We start from the raw sequence: 19,953 nt of genomic DNA on the forward strand, positions 1-19,953 counted from the left end.
TTTCGCATTTTGCGCATGACCGGCTGCTGCCGTGCGCTGGGATCAGCGCAGATCACATTTCCGGATCGACAGGATCAGGATGAAGGCATGGCTGCGCTGCGGATCGGCCTCGACCCGGTTCGCCACCCGCTGCACCAGACTGGCCAGCAAGGCGTCCCGGTCCCGGGACGCATCGACCCGTGCCAGGAAGTTGGGGCCGTTGGCCGCGCCCATCATTGTCGCCCATTGTCGGCCCAGTTCGGCCGCATCGCCGCTCCGCTGATAGGCGTCCCAATAGGGATCGGGGGACGGGATCGCGGCGAGATGCTCCAGTTCCAGTTCGGGCACCAACTCGGCATCGAAAGGCGCGCGTATCTGATCGGTCGAACGCCCCGCCGAGGGCGCCGTCATCCTGAGCGTCTCGTTAGCGCTGAGCAGTCCTTTCTTTTCCATGTCGACGATCGATTGCCAGAAATTTCCGGCCATCCATTCGAACCCGTGGCTGTCGGGGCCCCGACCCATGAACTGGCAGATCAGGCGCCCGCCCGGCCGCAATTCGACGGCGCGCGCCTTCAGGAAGGCCAGCCAGTCCTCCGCCAGCACCGTCTCGACGGCGGCCCGTGCCTGCGCCGAGCGGCTGAAGATCCCCCAGCCATGATCCGCGACGTCGATCGGATTGCGGCTCATCCAGTGCAGCGCGTTGGACGACCAGCCCAGATCGACGCTGCCAGGCGGCAGGATCGCATCGAAATAGGATCGACCGATAGCGGATGGAAAAACATTCTGCCGGCCGTTCAGATAGCTGACCGGATCCTGGTCCAGCAGGCCGAACAGCGAGGTGAAGTCGTTGGAGGGCAGGTCTGTATGCACGACCTGCACCGGCAGCTGGGCGTCATCCGCGCGCACCAGATCGATGGCCGTCGCCATGGGCGCCATCGAATTGCGCCCCTGCGACGCGCCATAGTCGACGATGGTGACAGGACCGGCAGAGGCATCGCCAATGGCCCGCGCCGCCGCCTCCAGCAGGGGAAGCGCGGATTGCAGATTGGCCTGTTGCAGGCCCGAATGCCGGTTGTAGAGCCCGTCCCCCGCCATGGCCGCGACAGCAGTGGGATCAGCCATAGAACGTCTCCGCGATGCGCTGCGTGTAGATCGCGCTCTTTTCGGGCGACAGGCCATAATGTGGGATCACAGGTGTGATCGCGTCGGCTAGGGCGGCGCGCCGTGCGACCCGGCTGCGCACCTGGTCTGCCGTACCCACCACGGCGATGCTCTCCACCATCTCGTCGGTGCAGGCCGCCGCCATGCCGGCCATGTCGCCCTGCGCGAAGGCGGCCTGGATCGCCGAGGCCTCGCGCCCGAAACCGATTTCCTCGAAATAGCGCAGATATTGGGGCGACTGGCTGTAGTAGGCGACGGTCCCCCGACAATCCTCGATCGCTTCATGCCTGTCGTCGGAGATCGCCGTGAAGATCGAAATGTTGAGCGAGAAATCCTTGCGGGCCCGGCCGGCACGATCCAGCCCTGCCTTCACATGGGCAGCCACTTCACGCTCGATCCAGGCATCGTTCCACAGCGGGTGCCCGAGCAGGCCGTCGGCGATTTCCGCCGCCTGCGCGCAGGCCTTCTGGAACACCGCCGGCAAGACGATGGGAATGTCGCCGCGCACCGGCTTGTGCAGCAGGCGGAAGTGCGACAGGTCGAGCCGGTGATAGTCGCCCGCCAGTTCGGTCAACTCGCCCGTGTGCCCGCGCGCGACGATCGCGCGGATCATGCCCACGATCTCGCGCATATGGGCGAGCGGCTTGCCATAGGCGCTGCCGAACGATCCCTCGATCTGGCTCTGCGCGCTCGATCCCAGCCCCAGCACCACCCGGCCGCTGCTGATGAGGTCGAGGTCGATGGCGCTGCACGCGGTTTCCAGCGGGCTGCGCACGAACGCCAGCGCGATGCCGGTCCCCAGCTTGAGGCGCTGCGTGGCGGTCGCGACGGCGGCCAGCGTCGTGAAGGGCGCGCCGAACATCTGCGGCGCCCACACCCCTTCGACGCCGGCCGCCTCATAGCCCTGCGCCAGCGCAGACAGATCGGCGCCCGGCATCGGAACGATCTGCGCCCAGACGGCCTTGCGATCGGTCATGATGTCCCCCTTCAAAAGCCGCTTGTGTCGAAATAGTCGCGCCAGGCGACGATATGGGGCCCGTCCATTTCCAGCGCGCCCATCAGCCGCAGCGACAGCATTTCCTGCCCGTCCGACCCGTAGAAAATATCGCTGCGCTCGGTCAGCACGACATTGCCCGCAGCCGCCGCATGATGGATCACGACTGCGCAGCGTTCGAAGTTAATCCGGCCCAGAAACGCCTCGACGAACGCCCTTGCCTGATCGATCCCGACGGTCGTCGCTACGCCGACATTTTCCCAGTGCGTCTCCGCCGTAAACCGGCGCTCCATGGCGGACAGCATGTCTTCGCGCGACCCGCTGCTTTCCTGAAAAAACGCCAATGCTTCGTCCAGTGGACCGGGCATGTCATCCCCTGCTCCTGAGTTGTGCGAACATCATGGCGCGGGCAATCGGCCTTCTGCCCTGCCGAAAGATAGCAGACTGATTTTGGCAGGGATCGTCACGCCATCGGTCTGAAAGGTCATGCTGAGAATAGTATGTCCTCCCCATAACAGTGAATCGAGCGGCCAAATATCGGGCGTTGCCTATACTCACCGGCAAAGCTGAGAGGAGTTTTCATTGATGAGCGCCGTCGACGAATTGATCGCCCTTGCCAGATCGCCCGATCCTTTCCGGAACGCCCCGGACAATCTGGCCGAATTGCAACTGGAAGCGGCGCGCGAGCGCTTCTCGGAGCGCCGCCAGCAGATCAGGGTTCTCGACAAGCGGGCGAAAGAAGCCGGTATCGACAACATCGACAGCCTGGCCGACCTCGTCCCGCTCCTGTTCGCTCACACCAATTATAAGAGCTATCCCGAGGCGTTCGTCGACAACGGCCAGTGGAAGCATATGAACATGTGGCTCGGCACGCTGAGCAGCCATCCGACCGACAATATCGACGTTGCGGAGGTGCGCGACATCGACGAATGGCTGGATCGCGCCAGGGCGGCGGGCCACCATGTATTCGCGTCGAGCGGGACGTCGGGCAAATCCTCCTTCCTCAACCAGTCGACGCAGGACCGCGACCTGTCGGTGGCCGCCTGTCTGGCGGCCGCCGACCTGTCGACGCCGGCCTATGTGCCCGATCATGGCCGTTCGGTTTTCACCATGATGCCGCCGCGCGGCACCCACAAGATGATCGACTTCTGCAACGTCCATTTCCCGCGCTGGGCTGCGCCGGGCGAATTTCATCGCCTGAGCGACTATCCGATGCGCGCCTTCGACGCCATGCGCCCCGCCCAGTTGCGCCGCCTGCTGGCGGCCGGCAAGGTCGGTCCCGGCGAGATCGCCGCCTATGAGGCGGAGGTCGAGGCGCGCCAGCAAACGCGGGTCGGCGAGTTCGACGCCTGGATGGACCTGCTCGTCAGCCGCCGGGATCGCCCGCTCTATATCGGCGTCATGTATGGCGTCGCCTGGCAGATCGTGCAGGCGCTGCGCGCGCGCGGGATCAAGGACGGCGATTTCCATCCCGAAACGCTGATGAGCTTTGGCGGCGGCACCAAGGGGGCGGCTGTCCCTGCCGACTATAGGGAACAGATTATGGGCTTTTTCGGCATCACGCCGGACCGCATCACCAGTTCCTATGCCATGGTCGAAATGAGCGGCTTCTGCGCCAAGATCCAGCCGACCGAATCCTATGCGGTGCCGCCATGGATCATTCCCCTCATCCTCGACAAGCCGGGCGAAAAGCTGCTGGGCACGACCAGGGATATCGGCCGGGTCGAAGGCCGGATGGCATTTTTCGACATATTGGCCGACGGCCGCTGGGGCGGCATCATCTCCGGCGACAAGGTACAGGTGGAGTTCGGCTCCGGCCTGGAAGGCGTGAAGACGCCGATCGTCCATGCGATCGCCCGTTACGCCGATCTGGAGGAGGGCGAGGACAAGCTGAGCTGCGCCGGATCGATCGATTCCTATGTGCGCGGATCGATCACCGCACCTCAGCCGGTCGCGGCCTGAACGACAGGAGGCAGACATGCTGCATGAAATCATCGCCGATAATGACCGGCTGCTCGTTCCCCATGTGATCAAGGGCGTGGTCCAGCTCGACGGCGCCGTCGAGCATCGTTCGCGGGCCAGCGGCTCGACGGTCATGAACCCGTCGATCGATCTGGACTCGTTGATCTGGCCGCGAAGCCAGCCTGGTCCCGCCTTCGACACGCCGCTTGCGGAGATCGTGGATTTTCTCGTCGAAGTCGGCAAGGCGCTCGATTTCGACCGGAACATCTATCTCCAGGAAGCAGCGGCCTATAATCTGCGCTGCAACAGCCTGGGCGCGCGCATCCTGGAGAATTGCTATCGCGACATCGCCTGGTTCTTCACCCGCGACGCGGTCGAGGCGGAAGCCGAACAGTCGCTGGGATCGCTCGACTTCCTGGATGGCTGGGCGCGGCGCGACATTCAGGGCACGGCCTTCGACATCCGCGCCTTCCCGCCGCGCATGGTGCATGTTCTGGCGGGCAACGCCCCGATCGTGCCCCCGGTCACAATCGTTCGAGGGGCGATCAGCAAGGGCGTCCATCTGCTGAAAATGCCGTCCAACGACATGTTCACCGCTACCGCCCTGCTGCGGACGATGGCGGATGTCGGTCCCAACCATCCTGTGACGCGCTCCTTCTCCGCCGCCTACTGGCGCGGCGGCGATGTCAGCATCGAAAATCACATCCTGCGCTCGCAATATTTCGACAAGCTCGCCGTCTGGGGCGGCGAGGCGGCGGTGCGCCACGCCATGCAATATGCTGCGCCGGGCTTCGAGATCATGTCCTTCGATCCCAAGGTGTCCATCTCGCTGATCGGTCGCGAAGCGTTCGACGGCGTGCCCCTCGCGACCATCGCCGAGAGGAGCGCGGCCGATATCATCGCCTTCAACCAGGATGCGTGCAGTTGCGCCCGCTTCCAGTTCATCGAGGGATCGGACGAAGAGGTCGACCGCTATTGCGAAGCGCTGGTGGAGGCGATGGGCCAGGACATCCGCTATGGCGCCGGCCCCGACGGCCCGCTGCCGCCCGCCATGCTGATCGACGAACTGGACATGCTGGGCAATCTGGAGCCCATCTACCGCCTGTTCGGACATCCCGATGGCCGGGGCATGGTCATCCGCTCCAGCGAACCGGTGTCGTTCAATCCGGGCGGCAAACTCGTCAACGTCGTCGCAGTGGACCGGCTGTCCGATGCGATCCAGCATGTTACCGTCGCGACCCAGTCGGTCGGCGTCTATCCCCCCTTCCGCATTGCCGAAGTGCGCGACGGGCTGTCCTCGGCGGGCGCCCAGCGCATCGTCGGTCTCGGCAACATCAATACCGGAAAATTCGGCGGCCTGCCGCACGATGGGGGATGGCCAGTGCACAAGATGATGCACTGGGTCGTCACGGAAGCAGCGAAAGATTGAATCAGATCATGATACAGACGACCACTCAGCCGCTGTCGCTCGACAGCTATCGCCTGCTCGGCCGCTCGGGCCTGCGTGTTTCGCCGCTGGCGCTGGGCACCATGACCTTTGGCGAGGAATGGGGCGCGGGCGAAGAGGAATCCCGCCGGATTTTCGACAGCTATATCGACCAGGGCGGCAACTTCATCGACACGGCGGGCTATTATGCCGACGGCGCGTCGGAGATATTGACGGGCAAGTTTGCAGAGGCGAAGCGCGAACGGCTGGTCCTTTCCACCAAATATTCGCTGACCCATTCGGTCGGCGATCCCAATGCCGCCGGCAACAGCCGCCGCGCCATGATGCAGACGGTGGAAACGAGCCTCAAGCGGCTGAAGACGGACCGGATCGACCTGTTCTTCCTCCATGTCTGGGACGACACCACGCCCGCAGACGAGATATTGCGCGCGTTCGACGACCTCGTGACGCAGGGCAAAATCCTTTACTTGGGCCTGTCGGACACCCCCGCCTGGCAGATGGCCCGGTTGCAGACCATGGCGGAATTGCGTGGCTGGAGCCAGTTGGTGGCTTTGCAATCCGAATATAATCTGGTGGAGCGCACGGCCGAGCGTGACCTTATCCCCGCCGCCAAGGCGCTGGGTATCGGCGTCATGCCCTGGTCGCCGCTGGCGAGCGGCATGTTGTCGGGCAAATATGCGACGGGCGGCAGCGCGCATGCGGGCGAAACGGGTGGTCGCGGCTTCCTGCTCGAAGCGGGGGGCCGCGTCGATGCGCGCGTTGTGACCATCGCGGATGCGGTGAAGGCCGTCGCCGACGAGATGGGCGTCACCTCGGCGCAAGTAGCGATCGCCTGGACCTTGGCCAATCCGGCGGTCATATCGCCGCTGGTAGGCGCGCGGACAATGCGGCAATATACGGACAATGTCGCGGCACTCGGCGTCACGCTGGAGCCCGCACAGCTGGAACAGCTGGATGCGGTGAGCCGGACCCCGCTCGGCTTCCCACATGATTTCCTTGCCTCGCCCTTCATCCGCCATGGATTGACGGGCGGCATGAACATCCGGCCGCGCGCCTGATCAGGCGGCGCGGACCAGCCTTCCGGGACGCGCGCCGGTGTCGGCGCCGTCCCGCCGGGTGATGATCCCGCTGACCATCGTGGCGCGATAGCCGGCGGCGGGCTGCGCCAGGCGACGCCCGCCGCCCGGCAGGTCGTGCACGACATAGGGGGCATGCAGGCGCAGCGCGCCATGATCGATCAGGTTGATGTCGGCCTTCAGCCCCGGTTTCAGCCGCCCACGGTCGCGCAGTCCCAGGAAGTCGGCATTGTCGGCGCTCAGCGCCTTGACCGCCGCCGGGATCGTCAACTGCTCGCCGACGCGATCGCGGGTCCAGTAGGCCAGCATCGTCGTCGGATAGCTGGCATCGCAGATGATGCCATAATGCGCGCCCCCGTCACCCAGTCCCACGATGCTGTAGGGATCGCGCATCATGGCCAGGGCAGGATCGAGCGACTTTTCCGCATAGTTGGAAAAGGGCATCAGGATCAGCGCATGTCCGTCCTGCTCCAGCATCAGGTCATAGACCAGCTCGACCGGACTGACGCCCCGCTGCGCGGCCAGCGCGGCGATGCTCTGGTCTGGTGACGGTTCATAGTCCGGCTCGGTGCCGAGTGGATAGATATTGTCCCAGGCGCGCAGCAAGCGATGCAGCGGCGTCGGCGTCTCGTCCGGCTCCTCCGCGATCAGTCGCGCGCGGAAAGCGGGATCGCGCATGATGGCGACCTTTTCCGCCAACGGCCTGTCGGCGATCGCGCGATAACTCGCACAATGGCTGAACGCGTTGGCCGATGTAGACAGGCCGCACATCGCGCCCATCGGCCGGGGGAACACCTGCGCCAGCACCGGCCCCGCACCGCTGCGATTATGCTCGGCCAGCGCATCCATGGTCCGTCGCCAGCCCTGCGGATCGGTCGACCATTGGGCCAGCGAATAGGTCAGCGGACGCCCCGAGGCGCTGGTCATGCGCTTCATCAGGTCAAGATCGCTGGCCCAGTCGGCGGTATCGAGATTGGGGATCATCTGCAGCACGCCGCGCCCCGCATCCCCGACCGATCGGGCGATCGCCACCAGTTCGTCGCTATCTGCCTGGAAGGAAGGGATGAACGCGCCGTCACCGCGCCGGTGCACCAGCGATCGCGACGTCGCGAAACCGAGCGCGCCGGCCGCCATCCCCTCCGCTACCAGTTGCGCCATCCGCGCGACATCGGCCGCGGTGGCCGGCTCACGGTCCAGCCCGCGCTGGCCCATCGCATAGACGCGCAGGGGCGAATGGGGAATATAGGCGCCGACATCGGCGTCCCAGGCGCGCGCCTCCAGGGATTTCAGATAGTCGGGGAAGCTCTCCCAGTTCCATATGTGGACGGCTCCCTCTTGCAAGGGCTGAACGGAAAATTTGATCGGATCGCTTGCTTCCATATGTCCGGCCTTTCGGTGCGGTCGCACGTGACCGCTGGCCAAGATGGTTTCCGCGGTGTGTGTTCCCAACACGGCAGCGGCCTGTGATGGCCACTGGAACTGACGGAGTGTCACACGCCTCGGATCGATCGATCGCACCATCTGCTCTCTTCATGCAAGATCACGGATCAGCTCAGTACGATAGCATTGATATTCTGCTCATCGCTCCTGGCTAATTCTTATGCTGCTACCGCAGTAAGGGCGGGCGGCGCGACGCATTGGTATCGCTCGCCGCTCACCATGAGTTTCCACGCGACACGTGCGGCTTTGTTAGCAACGGCAACCGCAACGAGCTTAGGTGATTTTCGTCCAATCAAGCCGATAAGCCATGGTGTGAGATTCCTACCTCGCCCATTGCGGGCGTGCTGAACGACTGCGGTAGCTCCGACCACGAGCGTGCTTCTGAGAAGCTCATCACCAGCGCGAGTGATAACGCCGTGTCTTGTCTTGCCGGCGGTCGAGTGATCTTTAGGGGTCAGGCCCATCCATGCCGCAAAATCCCGACCGGATTTGAATAGATGCGGATCGGGCGTTTTCATCATGAGCAAGGTCGCGCCGATAGGCCCAACGCCGGGAATTTTGGCCAGTCGCTGACTACATTCGTCGTTGCGATGCCATTCCATCAGCTTCGCGTCGATCCGTTCGATCTCGCACTGGAGCTGCGCATATTCCTTTCCCTGCAGGGCAAAAAGTTCGCGCGCTAATTCGGGTATCGTTTCATCTGCCGCGATGCGCTCGAGAAGCGGTACGACGCGACATGCACCCGTCGCCGCAGTGATGCCGAACTCCGCGCCATAACCTCGTATAGCGTTGACGAGCTGGGTGCGCTTCTGGATGAGCCTTTCGCGCACCCCGACCAACATGAGCGCCGCCTGTTGTTCTGCAGTCTTTACTGGAACGAAGCGCATTGTTGGGCGGCTCACCGCTTCGCAGAGAGCTTCGGCATCCGCCGCGTCGTTCTTGCCGCGCTTGACGTAGGGCTTCGCTAATTGCGGCGCGATCAACCTTACGTCATGCCCGAGCGATCCGAGAAGACGAGCCCAATGATGTGAACTGCCGCATGCCTCGATAGCGACGACGGTGGGTGGCAGCTTTTCGAAAAACCGAACCATTTCCCGGCGCGTCAACTTCTTGCGCAGCACTGCCTTCTCCGCTGCATCGACGCCATGCAGTTGAAAAACGTTCTTTGACGTATCCATGCCTATGCGGGTAATTTGCTCCACGGGCGGCTCCCTTGATTGAGTCTTGCAACGCACTCACTCTGGCACATTGCGATGCCGTTGGGAGCCGTCCACCCCAACAGGGCAGCCCCTTGGCCATCACCGCTTCGGGAATGTCCTCCACCCCCTCCATGACATTGACCAGCGCCTCGCGGTCCTCCGGCCGGCACGGGGCGAAGCCGACCCCGCAATTGCCGATGACGACGGTGGTGACGCCGTGGTCGGCGGACGGCACCAGACTGTCAGACCAGGTGACCTGCCCGTCATAATGGGTATGGACATCGACGAAGCCGGGCGTGACGAGCAGGTCGCGGGCATCGATCTCCTCGCGGCCCCGTCCGAAATCGGCACCGATCGCCGCGATCCTGCCATCCACGACGGCGATATCCGCCTCGAACGGATCGCCGCCGCATCCGTCGACGATCGTTCCGCCCCGGATCACCAGATCAGCTTCCACCATGTCCTCGGCTCCCCTTCAGCCTGCGAGCGCGGCCAGCATCTCGCCCGATGCCTGTTCTTCCGTCACCCATTTCAGCATGCGGCGGACCGGTTCGATCGCGTCCTGCCGTTCCATATTATGCTGCATCGTCGCAGCGCCGCCCAGCGACACGATCCGCTGCGCGCCTTGGAAGGCGAGGCGGTCGCGCAGCTCGTCCTTGAGGCTTTCGGGAAAGATGCCGATCGTCTGGGTATAGGCGTTGACCGCGCTGACGGCCGTTTCCCGGCTGTCGATCGGCACGATATTGCCCACCCGGCAGGCGAGCGTGCGGGAGAAATCGACCGGATATTCTTCCTGGCTGACGATGACCGCGCCTTCGTTGGCGCGGCCGCCAAAGATGCGATAATCCTCGTCATTGAGACGGATGCCGTCGATCTCGGCCTTGAGCGCGCCGTCGAAAGCCTTGTGCGGCGTGCTCAGATGATCGGGCAGGCGTTGGAGCGCGTCGAAGGTCATCTGCCCCAATCGGTTGGCCCGCTCCAGCCCGACGTCGTCCGTGCCGCATTCGACATAGATGACGCGCGCGGACACGCAGCCTTCCTGATTCTGCGCGCCGATGTCGAGCGCCAGACGGCGCGCCACCTGCCCCAGCGTCGCGTCATCGGCGAAGGCCTCGCGACCGATGATCGTTCCCGACAGCTTGGGATCCTGAGTAATAAGGTCGATCCCTGGTTGCAGATAGCGGGTGATATGCTTGACCGAATCGAACCCGCCCCAGGCGACGATCTTTTCGACTCCGCGCGGATCGTAGATCGCCGATTCCACCTGATCGTCGCCGCCCTTCCAATAGGCGACGGAGACATGTTTCGACAGCGGATGGTCGGGGTCCATCTCGACCATGGTTCGCACCAGCGCAGCGGCCGTCAGCGGATCGTTGGACGGCAACTTGATGATCGCGTCCGACCGGGTCAGCGCATTGCGGATCACCGTCAGGATCGACACGATGGGCGCATTTCCGGCGATGACATGGACCGTCCGCGCGCCGAAGGCGCGGGTGCGGGCGGTCAGGCCCGGAAATCTGCCGGCCCCCTGATCGACCCAGCCTTCCAGATAATCGACGCCGCAGGAGCGTTCCATCATCCGGCGCATTTCGGTGCGATCGAAGGCCGCGCCGATATGCTGGAAATGGACGCGCAATATGCTCTCGGACAGGCCGGAGGTCTGGCAGGACAGGCGAAACGCTTCCTGCAAATGCCGGTTCTGACCGAAATCGAGCCGCTGACCCAGGGCGACGAGGAAATCGAGTATCTCGTCAAAGCTCAGCGCATAGAGGTCGGCCATGGCCGAAGGGGTGCGCAGCGGCAGGCGCGCCACATGTTTGGCAATGTCGGGCGCAGAGAAACTAACGCCGCCCCGGCGGCCGCCATAGTCGACCTCGGCATCATCGATAATCTGGCCCCGGATGATCAGGGGCACGCGGAATGGATCGGTCATGGTTCTACTCACATCGACAGTTCGGCAAGAAATTCGAGGGCGCGGTCATGCGCTTCGGGGGCGCCGGCACACACGATGCGGTCATCGCCGCCTTCCTGCTCGCTGTAGCGGCGCACCGGCGGAATGACGTACGGCCCGGTGCGACCGCAGGCGCAGGGCTTTTCCCAGCCGGCCAGCGTGATCTCGTCCCCCGTCACCAGCCCGGCCCAATAGGTGTTGGGCATCAGGTCGAACGAGGCATAGCGGCCGGTCAGGCCATCCTTGCGCGGCAGGGGCTTTCCGGTCGCCGGATCGAGCAGGAACGGGATCTGGATGGGTGGGACGTGATAATGGCCATGCTCGCACATCATCGACAGACCCATCTGCTCTGATGTGGCGTACATTTCATAGATGGTGTCGAAACCCAGAAATTCGATCACGCGCTCGCGCCAGTCGTCGGGTAGTTCCTTGCCCTTCTTGCCGCCCCCGGTCAGCAGCACGCTGCCCTTGCCGAAGACGTTCTTGAGGCCGCGTTTCAGCCCCTCCTCCGCCCAGTCGTAGAGGATGGCCCACATCGCCGTCACATAGACGTCGCGTCCACCGAAGCGCCGCTGCGCCTCGCTGAAGAAATGCTTGAGGTCGTCGGGCCGGCGGCGCTCCAGTTCCAGCAGCGCCTCCCGCCGTTCCAGCAGGACCGGCGGAATGTCGATCATGCCGGCCTCGCCCCGCGCCTCCGCCGCGCGCAGGCGACCGCCCAGCGAGGCGATGTCCGCGCTGAACCGGGCGTTGGGGTAGAGGAACAGGGTGTTTTCCTCGCCCTTGGCATAGAGGTCGACCTGGATGCCGTTGCCGCGCTGCATCGCAGCAGCGCCGTAGCGATAGCCCGGAATGATGATCGGCATCCCGTCCTTCACGATGTCCGGACCGCGGTCCGGCCACCAGTCGCGGATGATGACCCCCGAATGGACGATGGTTTCACGCCACTGCTTCTTGCTGCGAGGGACGAAGCTCAGCTTGCCGGTGGTGCCGGACGTATGCTGGACGGTCAGGTCGGTTTGCGCGTCGAGCAGGTCGACCCAGTCGTCGATCGTCTCGATACCGCTGGCATCGACGTGGGAAATGTCGCTGGTCGTCAGGCCCGCGAGCCATTTGGTCAGCTTGTCGAAGCGGCTCCGTTCCAGATAGCTGATCGGATAGGATTTATAGACGGTGTGGGGAAACAGCAGCGGCGCCAGATCGTCGATCGTCTCGATCGCGTCGATGCCCTGCTCGCGCGCCAACTTGTCCAGCACGGACAGGCCGGGCCGCAACTCGGCAAAGCGCTTGCGCGCGCCTTCCAGATGCAGCCGGTCGATCTCCTCGCGACTGAGCGTGAAGGCCTGCGCATAGGGCGCGTCGTGGAAACTGGTGGGATCGGCGATCAGTCGATCGAGATAGCTGCTCATAAGAAAATCCGTCCTTCTTGATGGGACGGATTGTGGCGGCGGCGGGGCGTTCCCCGCAATGCCGATGCCTACAGCCGGAACGCTCAAACATCGTCAGGCGGACATGAAGCGCGATGCTTCACATCATATCGGATCGGCCATCCAACGCAGAACTGGTTCAGCGCGATGCACCACGCTCTTCGCGATATTCGCGCGGCGTCATGCCGGTCGCCTTCCGGAACGCCGCCGAGAAAGCGGCAGCGCTTTGGAAGCCGCAATTGCCGGCGATCACCTTGATCATCGCCTCGCCACGGACAAGCAGGTCTTGCGCACGCGCGATCCGGCGGCTGGCGATATAGTCGGTCAAGGTGATGCCAGTGGTGGCCCGGAAAGTCCGGATCAAGTGACGCGGGCTGGTGCGGATTTCGGCGGCCAGATCGGCCACCGAAAGCATTTCGGCCAGATCGGCCTCTATTTTATCCTTGATGCGACGCAAGCGCCAGCCGGGCATCTGTCCATGTACGCTGCGGTCATCATATTGGGCTTGGCGAAAATGCCGGCATAGTTCGACGACGAGCATCAGTGCCATGCTTTCGAGCAATATATCCTGTCCAAAGCCTGGATTGCGCAATTCCTCCACCAGCCGGGCAAGGCCTTGGCGCACCCGACCGATCTGAACATCCTGACATGCCGCCAGATCGGCGACGCTGTCATCCTCGAATAATTGCATCGCCCGGTCGTTTTCAAATGTCAGGCACAGCAGGCTGTGCTCACCCGGTTCGCTCAGGGTCGCAAATGCGCCACCCTTGGGCAGAAAGACGACATCGCCTGGCGGATCCGCCAGTTGGCGTTCGCTGTTGAAGAAACGAGCGCTGGGACAGCGCGGGCCGATGGAAAAATCCAGATAGTAGGAATCGGGTCGAAAAACCGATCGGCTGCTCTGGGTCCATCCGAAGTGACGGATATCAGCGAAAATACCGTTCGTATGGAACCGCCGTTCGACATGGAAATGCGACGCAGTGTGCGGGGCACAGAGCGGCAGACCAAGGTCGGCTTCAAGTCGCATCCTCAACCTCCTCGCCATCGATCGAATCTTGGCTCGATCCTAAAGCGCAGGACCATTATTTCCCTGTAGATCGCGAATGGCAAGTCAGTGCCGATCATGATCATGCACATCGGCGACAACCCATCGGCTTGCCAATGCAAACAGGCCGGCGGCCAGGATGAAGAAGCAGGATCCCAGGCTGAGCGATAGGCGCAGCCCCTGTGCGCTTGCCGCCTCACAGGCCGCGACGGCCCGCTTGGCGCATTCGGCCAGGCTGAGGCCTGCCGACACCCGGGCACTTTCCCCCAATATGTCGCTGGCAAGACCGATCAGCGGCGGACCCAATCCATAGCCCAATATGGAACTGGTAGCGATAATCACGGCGGAGGCCATGGCGCGCATATGCGGCGGCGCCACATCCTGTCCGTGCGCATACATGGCTGGCATGTAGAAATGCTGCCCCATGGATCCGAGCACCATCAACGCCACCGCAAGGCCAACTGTCGGAATTTGAAAAGCGGCGGCATATAGCGCGCCGCACCAGAGCAAGCCGAAGGAAGGCAGCCAAGCCTTGATCCGCGGGTAGCGACGCGCACCCAGGTCCATCATCGGGCCGCCCAACAGCGTGAAAACGATGCCGACGCCGCCGATCACAAGCCCCATCAGCACCGACGCATTGGCCAGGGACAGACCGTGCCCGCGCATGAGGAAGGACACCATATATTGTTGATTGGCATAGCTGCCGATCCCGGCGACGCCCCCCGCAACGGCCACCAGAGCAAAGCTGCGCCGGGCCAGCAACTGGCGGACGGTGGCGATGAAAGACGCGGCATGGTGCGATCGGGGCTGGCTGCGCGGCGGTTCCGGCACGGTGGCGCGGAACAGCAGAGCCATGACGATGCCGGCCATTCCGCAGATGAGGAAAGCCGTGCGCCAACCATAAGCGGCGATCAAAGCGCCCCCGCCCACCGCTGCGACGATGGCGCCGAAGGGGCCGGCGACCGAAGATAGCGATGGCGGTAGTTCGACGTTGCGCGGGGAATGCGTCGGAGATGAGCGAATGCGAGGCCGGCGTGCATCCCGCTTCGCCAATGCTGACGGCGGCTCGCCCGACGAGCATCTGGACGAAATTGGCTGCAATTCCGCAAAAGGCCGTCATGGCGCTCCACAATGTCAGCGAAATGGCGATGATCCCCACCCGGCGACCGCGGTCCGCCGCGCGCGCGATCGGGAAACTGAAGACCGTGTAGAGTATGGCGAATGCGGGTCCACCAATCAGGCCGAGCTGAAAATCGCTGAGATGGAGATCGACCTTGATCATTTCCTGGGCGACCGAGAAGAGCAGTCGATCAATATAGTTGAGGCAGTTGAGCAGAAACAGCGCGACAATCGTCCACGATAGCAACGATCGCCCATCGGCAGAAAGCGATGCGTCGTCCGGCATCGGTTGCGGACCTGCATCCACTATTGACGGATTGTGCATCACTCATCCTATTTCATTTTTATCGACTGTGACGAAGGCTATGCCAACAGCGCATCCCATGCCCCCGCCACGACTATCGCCGGGACGACAGATGTCGCGCAGGAGACATATTCCTTCCCCTATGCCTCCCCCGTCTATTCCCCGAATATTGCACAACAAACACAGGCAAAGCGGACGATTGACAATGATCGCAGCCCCCAGCCCGCTATTTCAGTCTGCGGGCCGCCGTTTGGCAAAATCGCGTAACGCAGCACCCCATCATGACCCTGTCGAGCAGTGTCTTACAGGCAGCGACGCCGTTTCCCGCCATATCGCTTCCCGCAATATTCGCCCAGGTCGCGCATATCCTTCGCTGCTGCCGCAGCCTGGTGTTGATCGCAGGGAAATTCCTTTTCGCGCGCCTCGACGCGCTCGCACAATTCCTCGATATCGCATCGTGAAAGAATGTTCTTTTCGCGCAAATAGCAGACTAGGCTCTGCAATATGATCAAAGCCTTGTCGCCGCTCTCCACCGATTGACTGATTTCCATTTTTCGACCCTCGACCTTGAAATACGACATAACTGCCCGTCTCTTGAACGGGCAGTTATGCAGCAAATCAACGACGGAACCCCTGACGAAAGATAGGATCTTTCACGCAGGCCGTATCAGGCCAATGGGTGAAGTGGGCGACGCCACCTCACCCATCCCCTATGTCAGAAGCGATAGGAAACCGTTGCGCCCCATGTACGCGGCGCTGCGGTAAAGCCGATCGCGGTGCCGAAGGTGCCATACCCATTGAATATGGCGTTGTAATATTTCTCCTGTGTCAGGTTGCGGCCCCAAAGGGTGAACTCCATTCCGCTGTCGAGCTTGAAATTCACGCTTCCGTTCAACACACCATAGGCCTTGATCCGACTGAAGCTGTTCTGCGTATCGATGAAGCTGATCGCCGCCGCACGTTCCGCCGCGTCGTTGACTCCGTCGTTGAACGCTGGCGTCGTCAAATCCGCGGTGGCATAGTCTTGGTAGACAGCAGATGTGTAGGCATAGTCGGCATGTAGCGCGATTTCGCCCCCTTTCACCGGGAAGCGCTGCGTTGCGCCGATATTCCATGTCCATCGTGGCGCGCGCGGAACGACCTCGCCGCTCCGATCCACCGTGCCGCCCAGGCCCGCCGCAGTGAATGATCCCGCAGCATATTTCGCCTTCAGCCAGGACAAGGCGCCACTTAATTCCATGCCCTGCCACGGAATGAGCGTGCCTTCAAACTCGACACCATAAGCCTTCACATCGCCTGCATTCTGAACGAACTGGGTCAGATTGACGCCAACCAGCGCATTGACGACATTCTGGGCGCCGTTCCGCCAAATATAGAAGCCCGCGAAATTGGTCCGCAGATGACGATCGAAGAAATCGCCCTTGAAGCCGATCTCGGCGTCCTTCACCTTTTCCGGCGCGAAGGAACTGGCGTCGGGCGGGGTCGGGCGCGAATTGAGACCGCCAGCCAGTGCGGCGCCACCCGTCTTTGCATAGATGAGCTTGCCGTCGCCCAACTCATAGTCGATGCTGGCGAGCCAGGCGGGATAATCAAATTTGGCAGTGACGGGATCAACGCAATTGGGACCGGGGGCGACCAAATTCGCATTAGCCCCCACGGCGCATAGTCCCGTAGCGGGCAGTGTGACCAATTGGCCGTTGGAGAGAAACGAACCAGAAAAACCTGGAATTCCGCCGATATAACCCATGCGGTTGATCGAACGCTTGTCCCAGGTATAGCGGAAGCCGCCGGTCGCGCGCAACCGTTCGGTCAGGCTGTAGTTGACCTGCGCGAACAAGGCCTTCGATTCCGATTTGTACGTGGCCAGGTTGGTATTGGCCGGGGCAAGGTTGAAGCCGAAATCGGTATCCTGGAAGACGAGCGACTGGGACTGCTCATCGCCCATTTCCTTGAAATAGAAACCGCCGAAAATGAATTCCAATTTCCCGAGGTTGCCGGAGAATTGCAGTTCCTCGCTACGCTGCTTTTGTGAATAGTCGCTCGCATAGGATGCGATCTTGGCAGGCGTGCCGTCAAGATCGGTACCATCCCCGGTGTCCGCCTCGCGATAGGCCGTTATCGATTTGATCTTAACGTCGCCCAGATCATATTCGATGGTCGCACGGACACCCCATGTCTTGTTATAATTATAGGGCGTATCGATATTGGCATTGCCCGTGTTGGGATCATTATAGGTTCTATAGAAGCGGCTCTTGCTCTGGAGGAAGCTAGCAATGTCGAATTGGCCGGAATAGAGTGCCAAGGCCGGTCCTGTCGGATTGATACCGCGCAGAGCGACATTATTGTACGTATCCTTGATATTGGCATAGTCGGCCGACAGGGATACAGTCATCGGGATCGCCGACGGCTCCCAGTTCAGCGTGCCACGGGCCGCGATGTCGTGATCGATACGAGCCGCATCAACCCCTCTTATGGGGTTGTCGCCAAAGCCCTTGCCCCTCTCGCCATAGCGCCCCGCCAAGCGCAGGGACAATTCGTCGCCCGAAATCGGCAGGGTCAGCGCGGATTCGATCGACCAGCTTTCATAGTTGCCGATACGTCCCGTGACCTAGCCGCCGAAATTGCCGTCCGGCTGCACGGTCGTCATGTTCAGAGCGCCACCCGTCGTATTGCGTCCGAACAAGGTTCCCTGGGTTCCGCGCAAGACCTCGACCGAAGCCAGATCGAGGAGCCCGAGATTTCCGGCGATGGGTCGCCCATAATAGACGCCATCGACATAAATGCCGACGGCAGGATCGGAGAATGAATTGGGGCTATTTTGCGCATTGCCGCGGATGGCGAGATATATCAGCGATGCGTTGCCGGTGCCGCCGGATTGCACCGACAAACCCGGCGCCGCGCGGCCCACATCCGCCACTTCGACAATCTGCCGTTCCAGCAGCGCGGTCGGATCGAGCGCCGTGACCGCCACGGGGACAGTCTGAAGATTTTCCGACGTGCGGCGAGCCGTCACGATGATATCGCGAACACCGCTATTGTCATCACTGCTCGCACTTTGCTCGACTGCTTCTGCCGCATGGCTTGCGCCTGCGCCACCGACACCCAATGCCGTGCCAGCCAGCAAGATTGCGCGAAATATTTTGATCATTTTATCCCCTCCACTATTAATATTATTAAATAACGGAATTTGATTTTGTTATTATGATTTCCGATATTATTTTTTTTATGATTTTAATAGAAGAAATACTGTATATTCATGATATATTTATCACCAGTACCAAAAATGCGATCTTAATAACTAGATCATCACGATATCAGGCAGTATATTAAACACCCTCCTGTTTTGCAGTTTCCGGGCATTTATACTCACCAGTTTTATCGTTTCATGCGGGGAGGACACATATCGTTGGATAGGTATCCTGACCCGGGGACCCACGCTTTTACCCCCGTAGCAAAGGCTCCATCGGCACCAGAACAAGATGATCGGCAGGCGCATCGGGACCCGCGATCACCAGGCACTGCCGCAGCATCCGTCGATGAAAGAAGCGTGTCAGGGCAGCGTCGTCGGCGGGCACGCTCTTTTCGATGAAGCGCATCAATGCGGCTTCACCCTCGGCGGCATCGACATGGACCGTACCCAGTAGCGCCTCGATATCCTTGCCATCCTCTTCTCGCAGCCAATCGCGGTAGCGCAACTGGTTGCGGAGATAGTGAGGGATCGAGGCAAGGATATTGCGTTGCCAGTTCTGTAGCGAGCCGCTTTCGGGCAGGCGTTCGATCTCCGCCTGCAATTTATCAAGTGCCAGATCATTCTGGTCCGCCGCGGCGGGCAGCGGAAGCGCGATGTCGTCGAGGGACACGCCCAATATTTCGGCCAAAGCTTCCATGCATCGCCGTCCTATCATCGACACTTGTACCGCTGCCTCGACCCAGTCGCCGCCGCGCCCCTTTTCGTGCACCCCAAACAGGGGACCGTAAATGGCTTCGGCCAGGAAGGACACGGTATGATAGGCGATCGCGTCAAAATCGAGCGGCACGCCGATCGCCGTTTCATAATGGCGGAACAGGGCGGCGACGTCGCCCATATTCTCGATCGGGTGACGGCCCCTGAAACAGGCCAGATCGCGCATGGGATCCGCCAGATGACCGATTTCCACGTCCAATATGCCGGTGACCTGGGCGCCCTCCGAAAGAAACTGGCCGCAGTCGCCCGTGACGAAGGAAATGGATTCCCGATGTCGGGGATAGTTGCGACGCAGCCAGCGTGCGCAAAATTCCAGCAGCGGATCGGTGATGCCCTGCTCGGCCGTCATGGCATGGAAGCGTTCGAAATTATGCAGGGCGATCTCGCGCGCGCCCTGCGGCAAATGGGCTCCGCCTTCAACGAAAGCCTGGCTTGGCAAGCGGTGGATGTCTGCCAATATCTCCATATAGCGCAGCGATGCGGCCCATCGATCGTCGGTCATGACCGACGCGCTTTCGATCGCCTGCTGGACCAGGCCGGGATCCCGCCCGCCTTCTATCCATTCCATCACGATGGTGTTGGGCTGGTCGCACATGCCCAATATGGCGGGTATGGGAATGCCATTTTCATGCAGCGCGCGCTGCATGCGCATTTCATACACGAGCGGATAGGGATGGGTCGGCCAGGTGCGATCGCCCTTCAGCAGAAAATCACGCTTCACGCTATTTTGCTGTGCCGTAGCGCGCCATACCGGACGCCAGCGCCGTTGCTTTTCGAGCTTGACCTCGGAACAACCCAGCCCATCCTCAAGCCATCGGCTGAGTTGTTCGCGGCTTTCCGCCTGATCCTGATCGGCTTCGGTCTGCGCCATCGACAGTCCTCCCTATC

Annotated in this window: 15 protein-coding genes and 2 pseudogenes; 3 read left to right on the top strand and 14 right to left on the bottom strand. The window is 61.9% G+C overall.

The window, feature by feature from the left end:
* Positions 1-42: 42 nt before the first annotated feature.
* From CG471_RS14175 to CG471_RS14185, 3 genes are read right to left on the bottom strand one after another with little or no spacing between them, the layout of a single operon-like run.
* Entirely contained in the window at positions 43-1,101 is a 1,059-nt protein-coding gene (locus tag CG471_RS14175; protein ID WP_099232252.1) for a hypothetical protein, read from the bottom strand.
* A complete protein-coding gene (locus CG471_RS14180) occupies positions 1,094-2,116 on the bottom strand; it encodes an LLM class flavin-dependent oxidoreductase (protein ID WP_099232253.1) in 1,023 nt (340 codons plus the stop codon). Before CG471_RS14180 ends, CG471_RS14175 begins: the two co-directional genes overlap by 8 nt.
* 11 nt (positions 2,117-2,127) lie before the next feature.
* A complete protein-coding gene (locus CG471_RS14185; protein ID WP_257211544.1) occupies positions 2,128-2,502 on the bottom strand; it encodes a limonene-1,2-epoxide hydrolase family protein in 375 nt (124 codons plus the stop codon).
* Positions 2,503-2,719: 217 nt separating this feature from the next.
* Here CG471_RS14185 and CG471_RS14190 point away from each other — a divergent pair, with 217 nt between their 5' ends.
* The 3 genes from CG471_RS14190 to CG471_RS14200 are packed head-to-tail and all read left to right on the top strand — an operon-like array spanning position 2,720 to position 6,601.
* Positions 2,720-4,096, top strand: a complete 1,377-nt coding sequence (locus tag CG471_RS14190; RefSeq protein ID WP_099232254.1) for a hypothetical protein — start codon at positions 2,720-2,722, stop codon at positions 4,094-4,096.
* Positions 4,097-4,112: 16 nt separating this feature from the next.
* Entirely contained in the window at positions 4,113-5,525 is a 1,413-nt protein-coding gene (locus tag CG471_RS14195; RefSeq protein WP_099232255.1) for an acyl-CoA reductase, read from the top strand.
* Positions 5,526-5,533: 8 nt separating this feature from the next.
* Positions 5,534-6,601, top strand: a complete 1,068-nt coding sequence (locus CG471_RS14200) for an aldo/keto reductase (protein WP_257211545.1) — start codon at positions 5,534-5,536, stop codon at positions 6,599-6,601.
* Here CG471_RS14200 and CG471_RS14205 read toward each other — a convergent pair whose 3' ends face one another.
* The 11 genes and pseudogenes from CG471_RS14205 to CG471_RS14250 form a co-directional block, all read right to left on the bottom strand.
* Positions 6,602-7,999, bottom strand: a complete 1,398-nt coding sequence (locus CG471_RS14205) for an amidohydrolase family protein (RefSeq protein ID WP_257211546.1) — start codon at positions 7,997-7,999, stop codon at positions 6,602-6,604. It lies immediately after the preceding gene.
* A gap of 218 nt (positions 8,000-8,217) precedes the next feature.
* Positions 8,218-9,261: an IS110-like element ISShsp1 family transposase gene (locus tag CG471_RS14210; protein WP_010336579.1), complete on the bottom strand. Its 1,044-nt coding sequence runs from the start codon at positions 9,259-9,261 to the stop codon at positions 8,218-8,220.
* 79 nt (positions 9,262-9,340) lie between these two features.
* A pseudogene (locus CG471_RS14215) lies at positions 9,341-9,718 on the bottom strand (amidohydrolase family protein); the annotation flags it as partial.
* A 15-nt stretch (positions 9,719-9,733) separates the two neighbouring features.
* Positions 9,734-11,191, bottom strand: coding sequence for an acyl-CoA reductase (locus CG471_RS14220; RefSeq protein WP_099232257.1), 1,458 nt, complete (start codon positions 11,189-11,191; stop codon positions 9,734-9,736).
* An 8-nt stretch (positions 11,192-11,199) separates the two neighbouring features.
* Positions 11,200-12,615: a hypothetical protein gene (locus CG471_RS14225; protein WP_099232258.1), complete on the bottom strand. Its 1,416-nt coding sequence runs from the start codon at positions 12,613-12,615 to the stop codon at positions 11,200-11,202.
* A 157-nt stretch (positions 12,616-12,772) separates the two neighbouring features.
* The gene (locus tag CG471_RS14230) at positions 12,773-13,660 is read right to left on the bottom strand and encodes a helix-turn-helix domain-containing protein (protein ID WP_099232259.1); all 888 of its coding nucleotides are present in this window, start codon (positions 13,658-13,660) and stop codon (positions 12,773-12,775) included.
* An 84-nt stretch (positions 13,661-13,744) separates the two neighbouring features.
* Positions 13,745-15,122 (bottom strand): annotated as a pseudogene (locus tag CG471_RS31810) (spinster family MFS transporter).
* Positions 15,123-15,403: 281 nt separating this feature from the next.
* Positions 15,404-15,652 (bottom strand): hypothetical protein, encoded by a 249-nt coding sequence (locus tag CG471_RS14240; protein ID WP_099232270.1) that lies wholly within the window; start codon positions 15,650-15,652, stop codon positions 15,404-15,406.
* 164 nt (positions 15,653-15,816) lie between these two features.
* Positions 15,817-17,634 carry a TonB-dependent receptor gene (locus tag CG471_RS14245; protein WP_257211548.1) on the bottom strand — a complete coding sequence of 606 codons (1,818 nt, stop codon included), beginning with the start codon at positions 17,632-17,634 and terminating at the stop codon, positions 15,817-15,819.
* A gap of 75 nt (positions 17,635-17,709) precedes the next feature.
* Positions 17,710-18,249 (bottom strand): Plug domain-containing protein, encoded by a 540-nt coding sequence (locus tag CG471_RS31355; protein WP_257211549.1) that lies wholly within the window; start codon positions 18,247-18,249, stop codon positions 17,710-17,712.
* 292 nt (positions 18,250-18,541) lie between these two features.
* Entirely contained in the window at positions 18,542-19,936 is a 1,395-nt protein-coding gene (locus CG471_RS14250; RefSeq protein WP_099232260.1) for a phosphotransferase, read from the bottom strand.
* Between the last annotated feature and the right edge of the window lie 17 nt (positions 19,937-19,953).

This window comes from Sphingobium sp. IP1 (assembly GCF_002708645.1).
GTDB lineage: Bacteria > Pseudomonadota > Alphaproteobacteria > Sphingomonadales > Sphingomonadaceae > Sphingobium > Sphingobium yanoikuyae.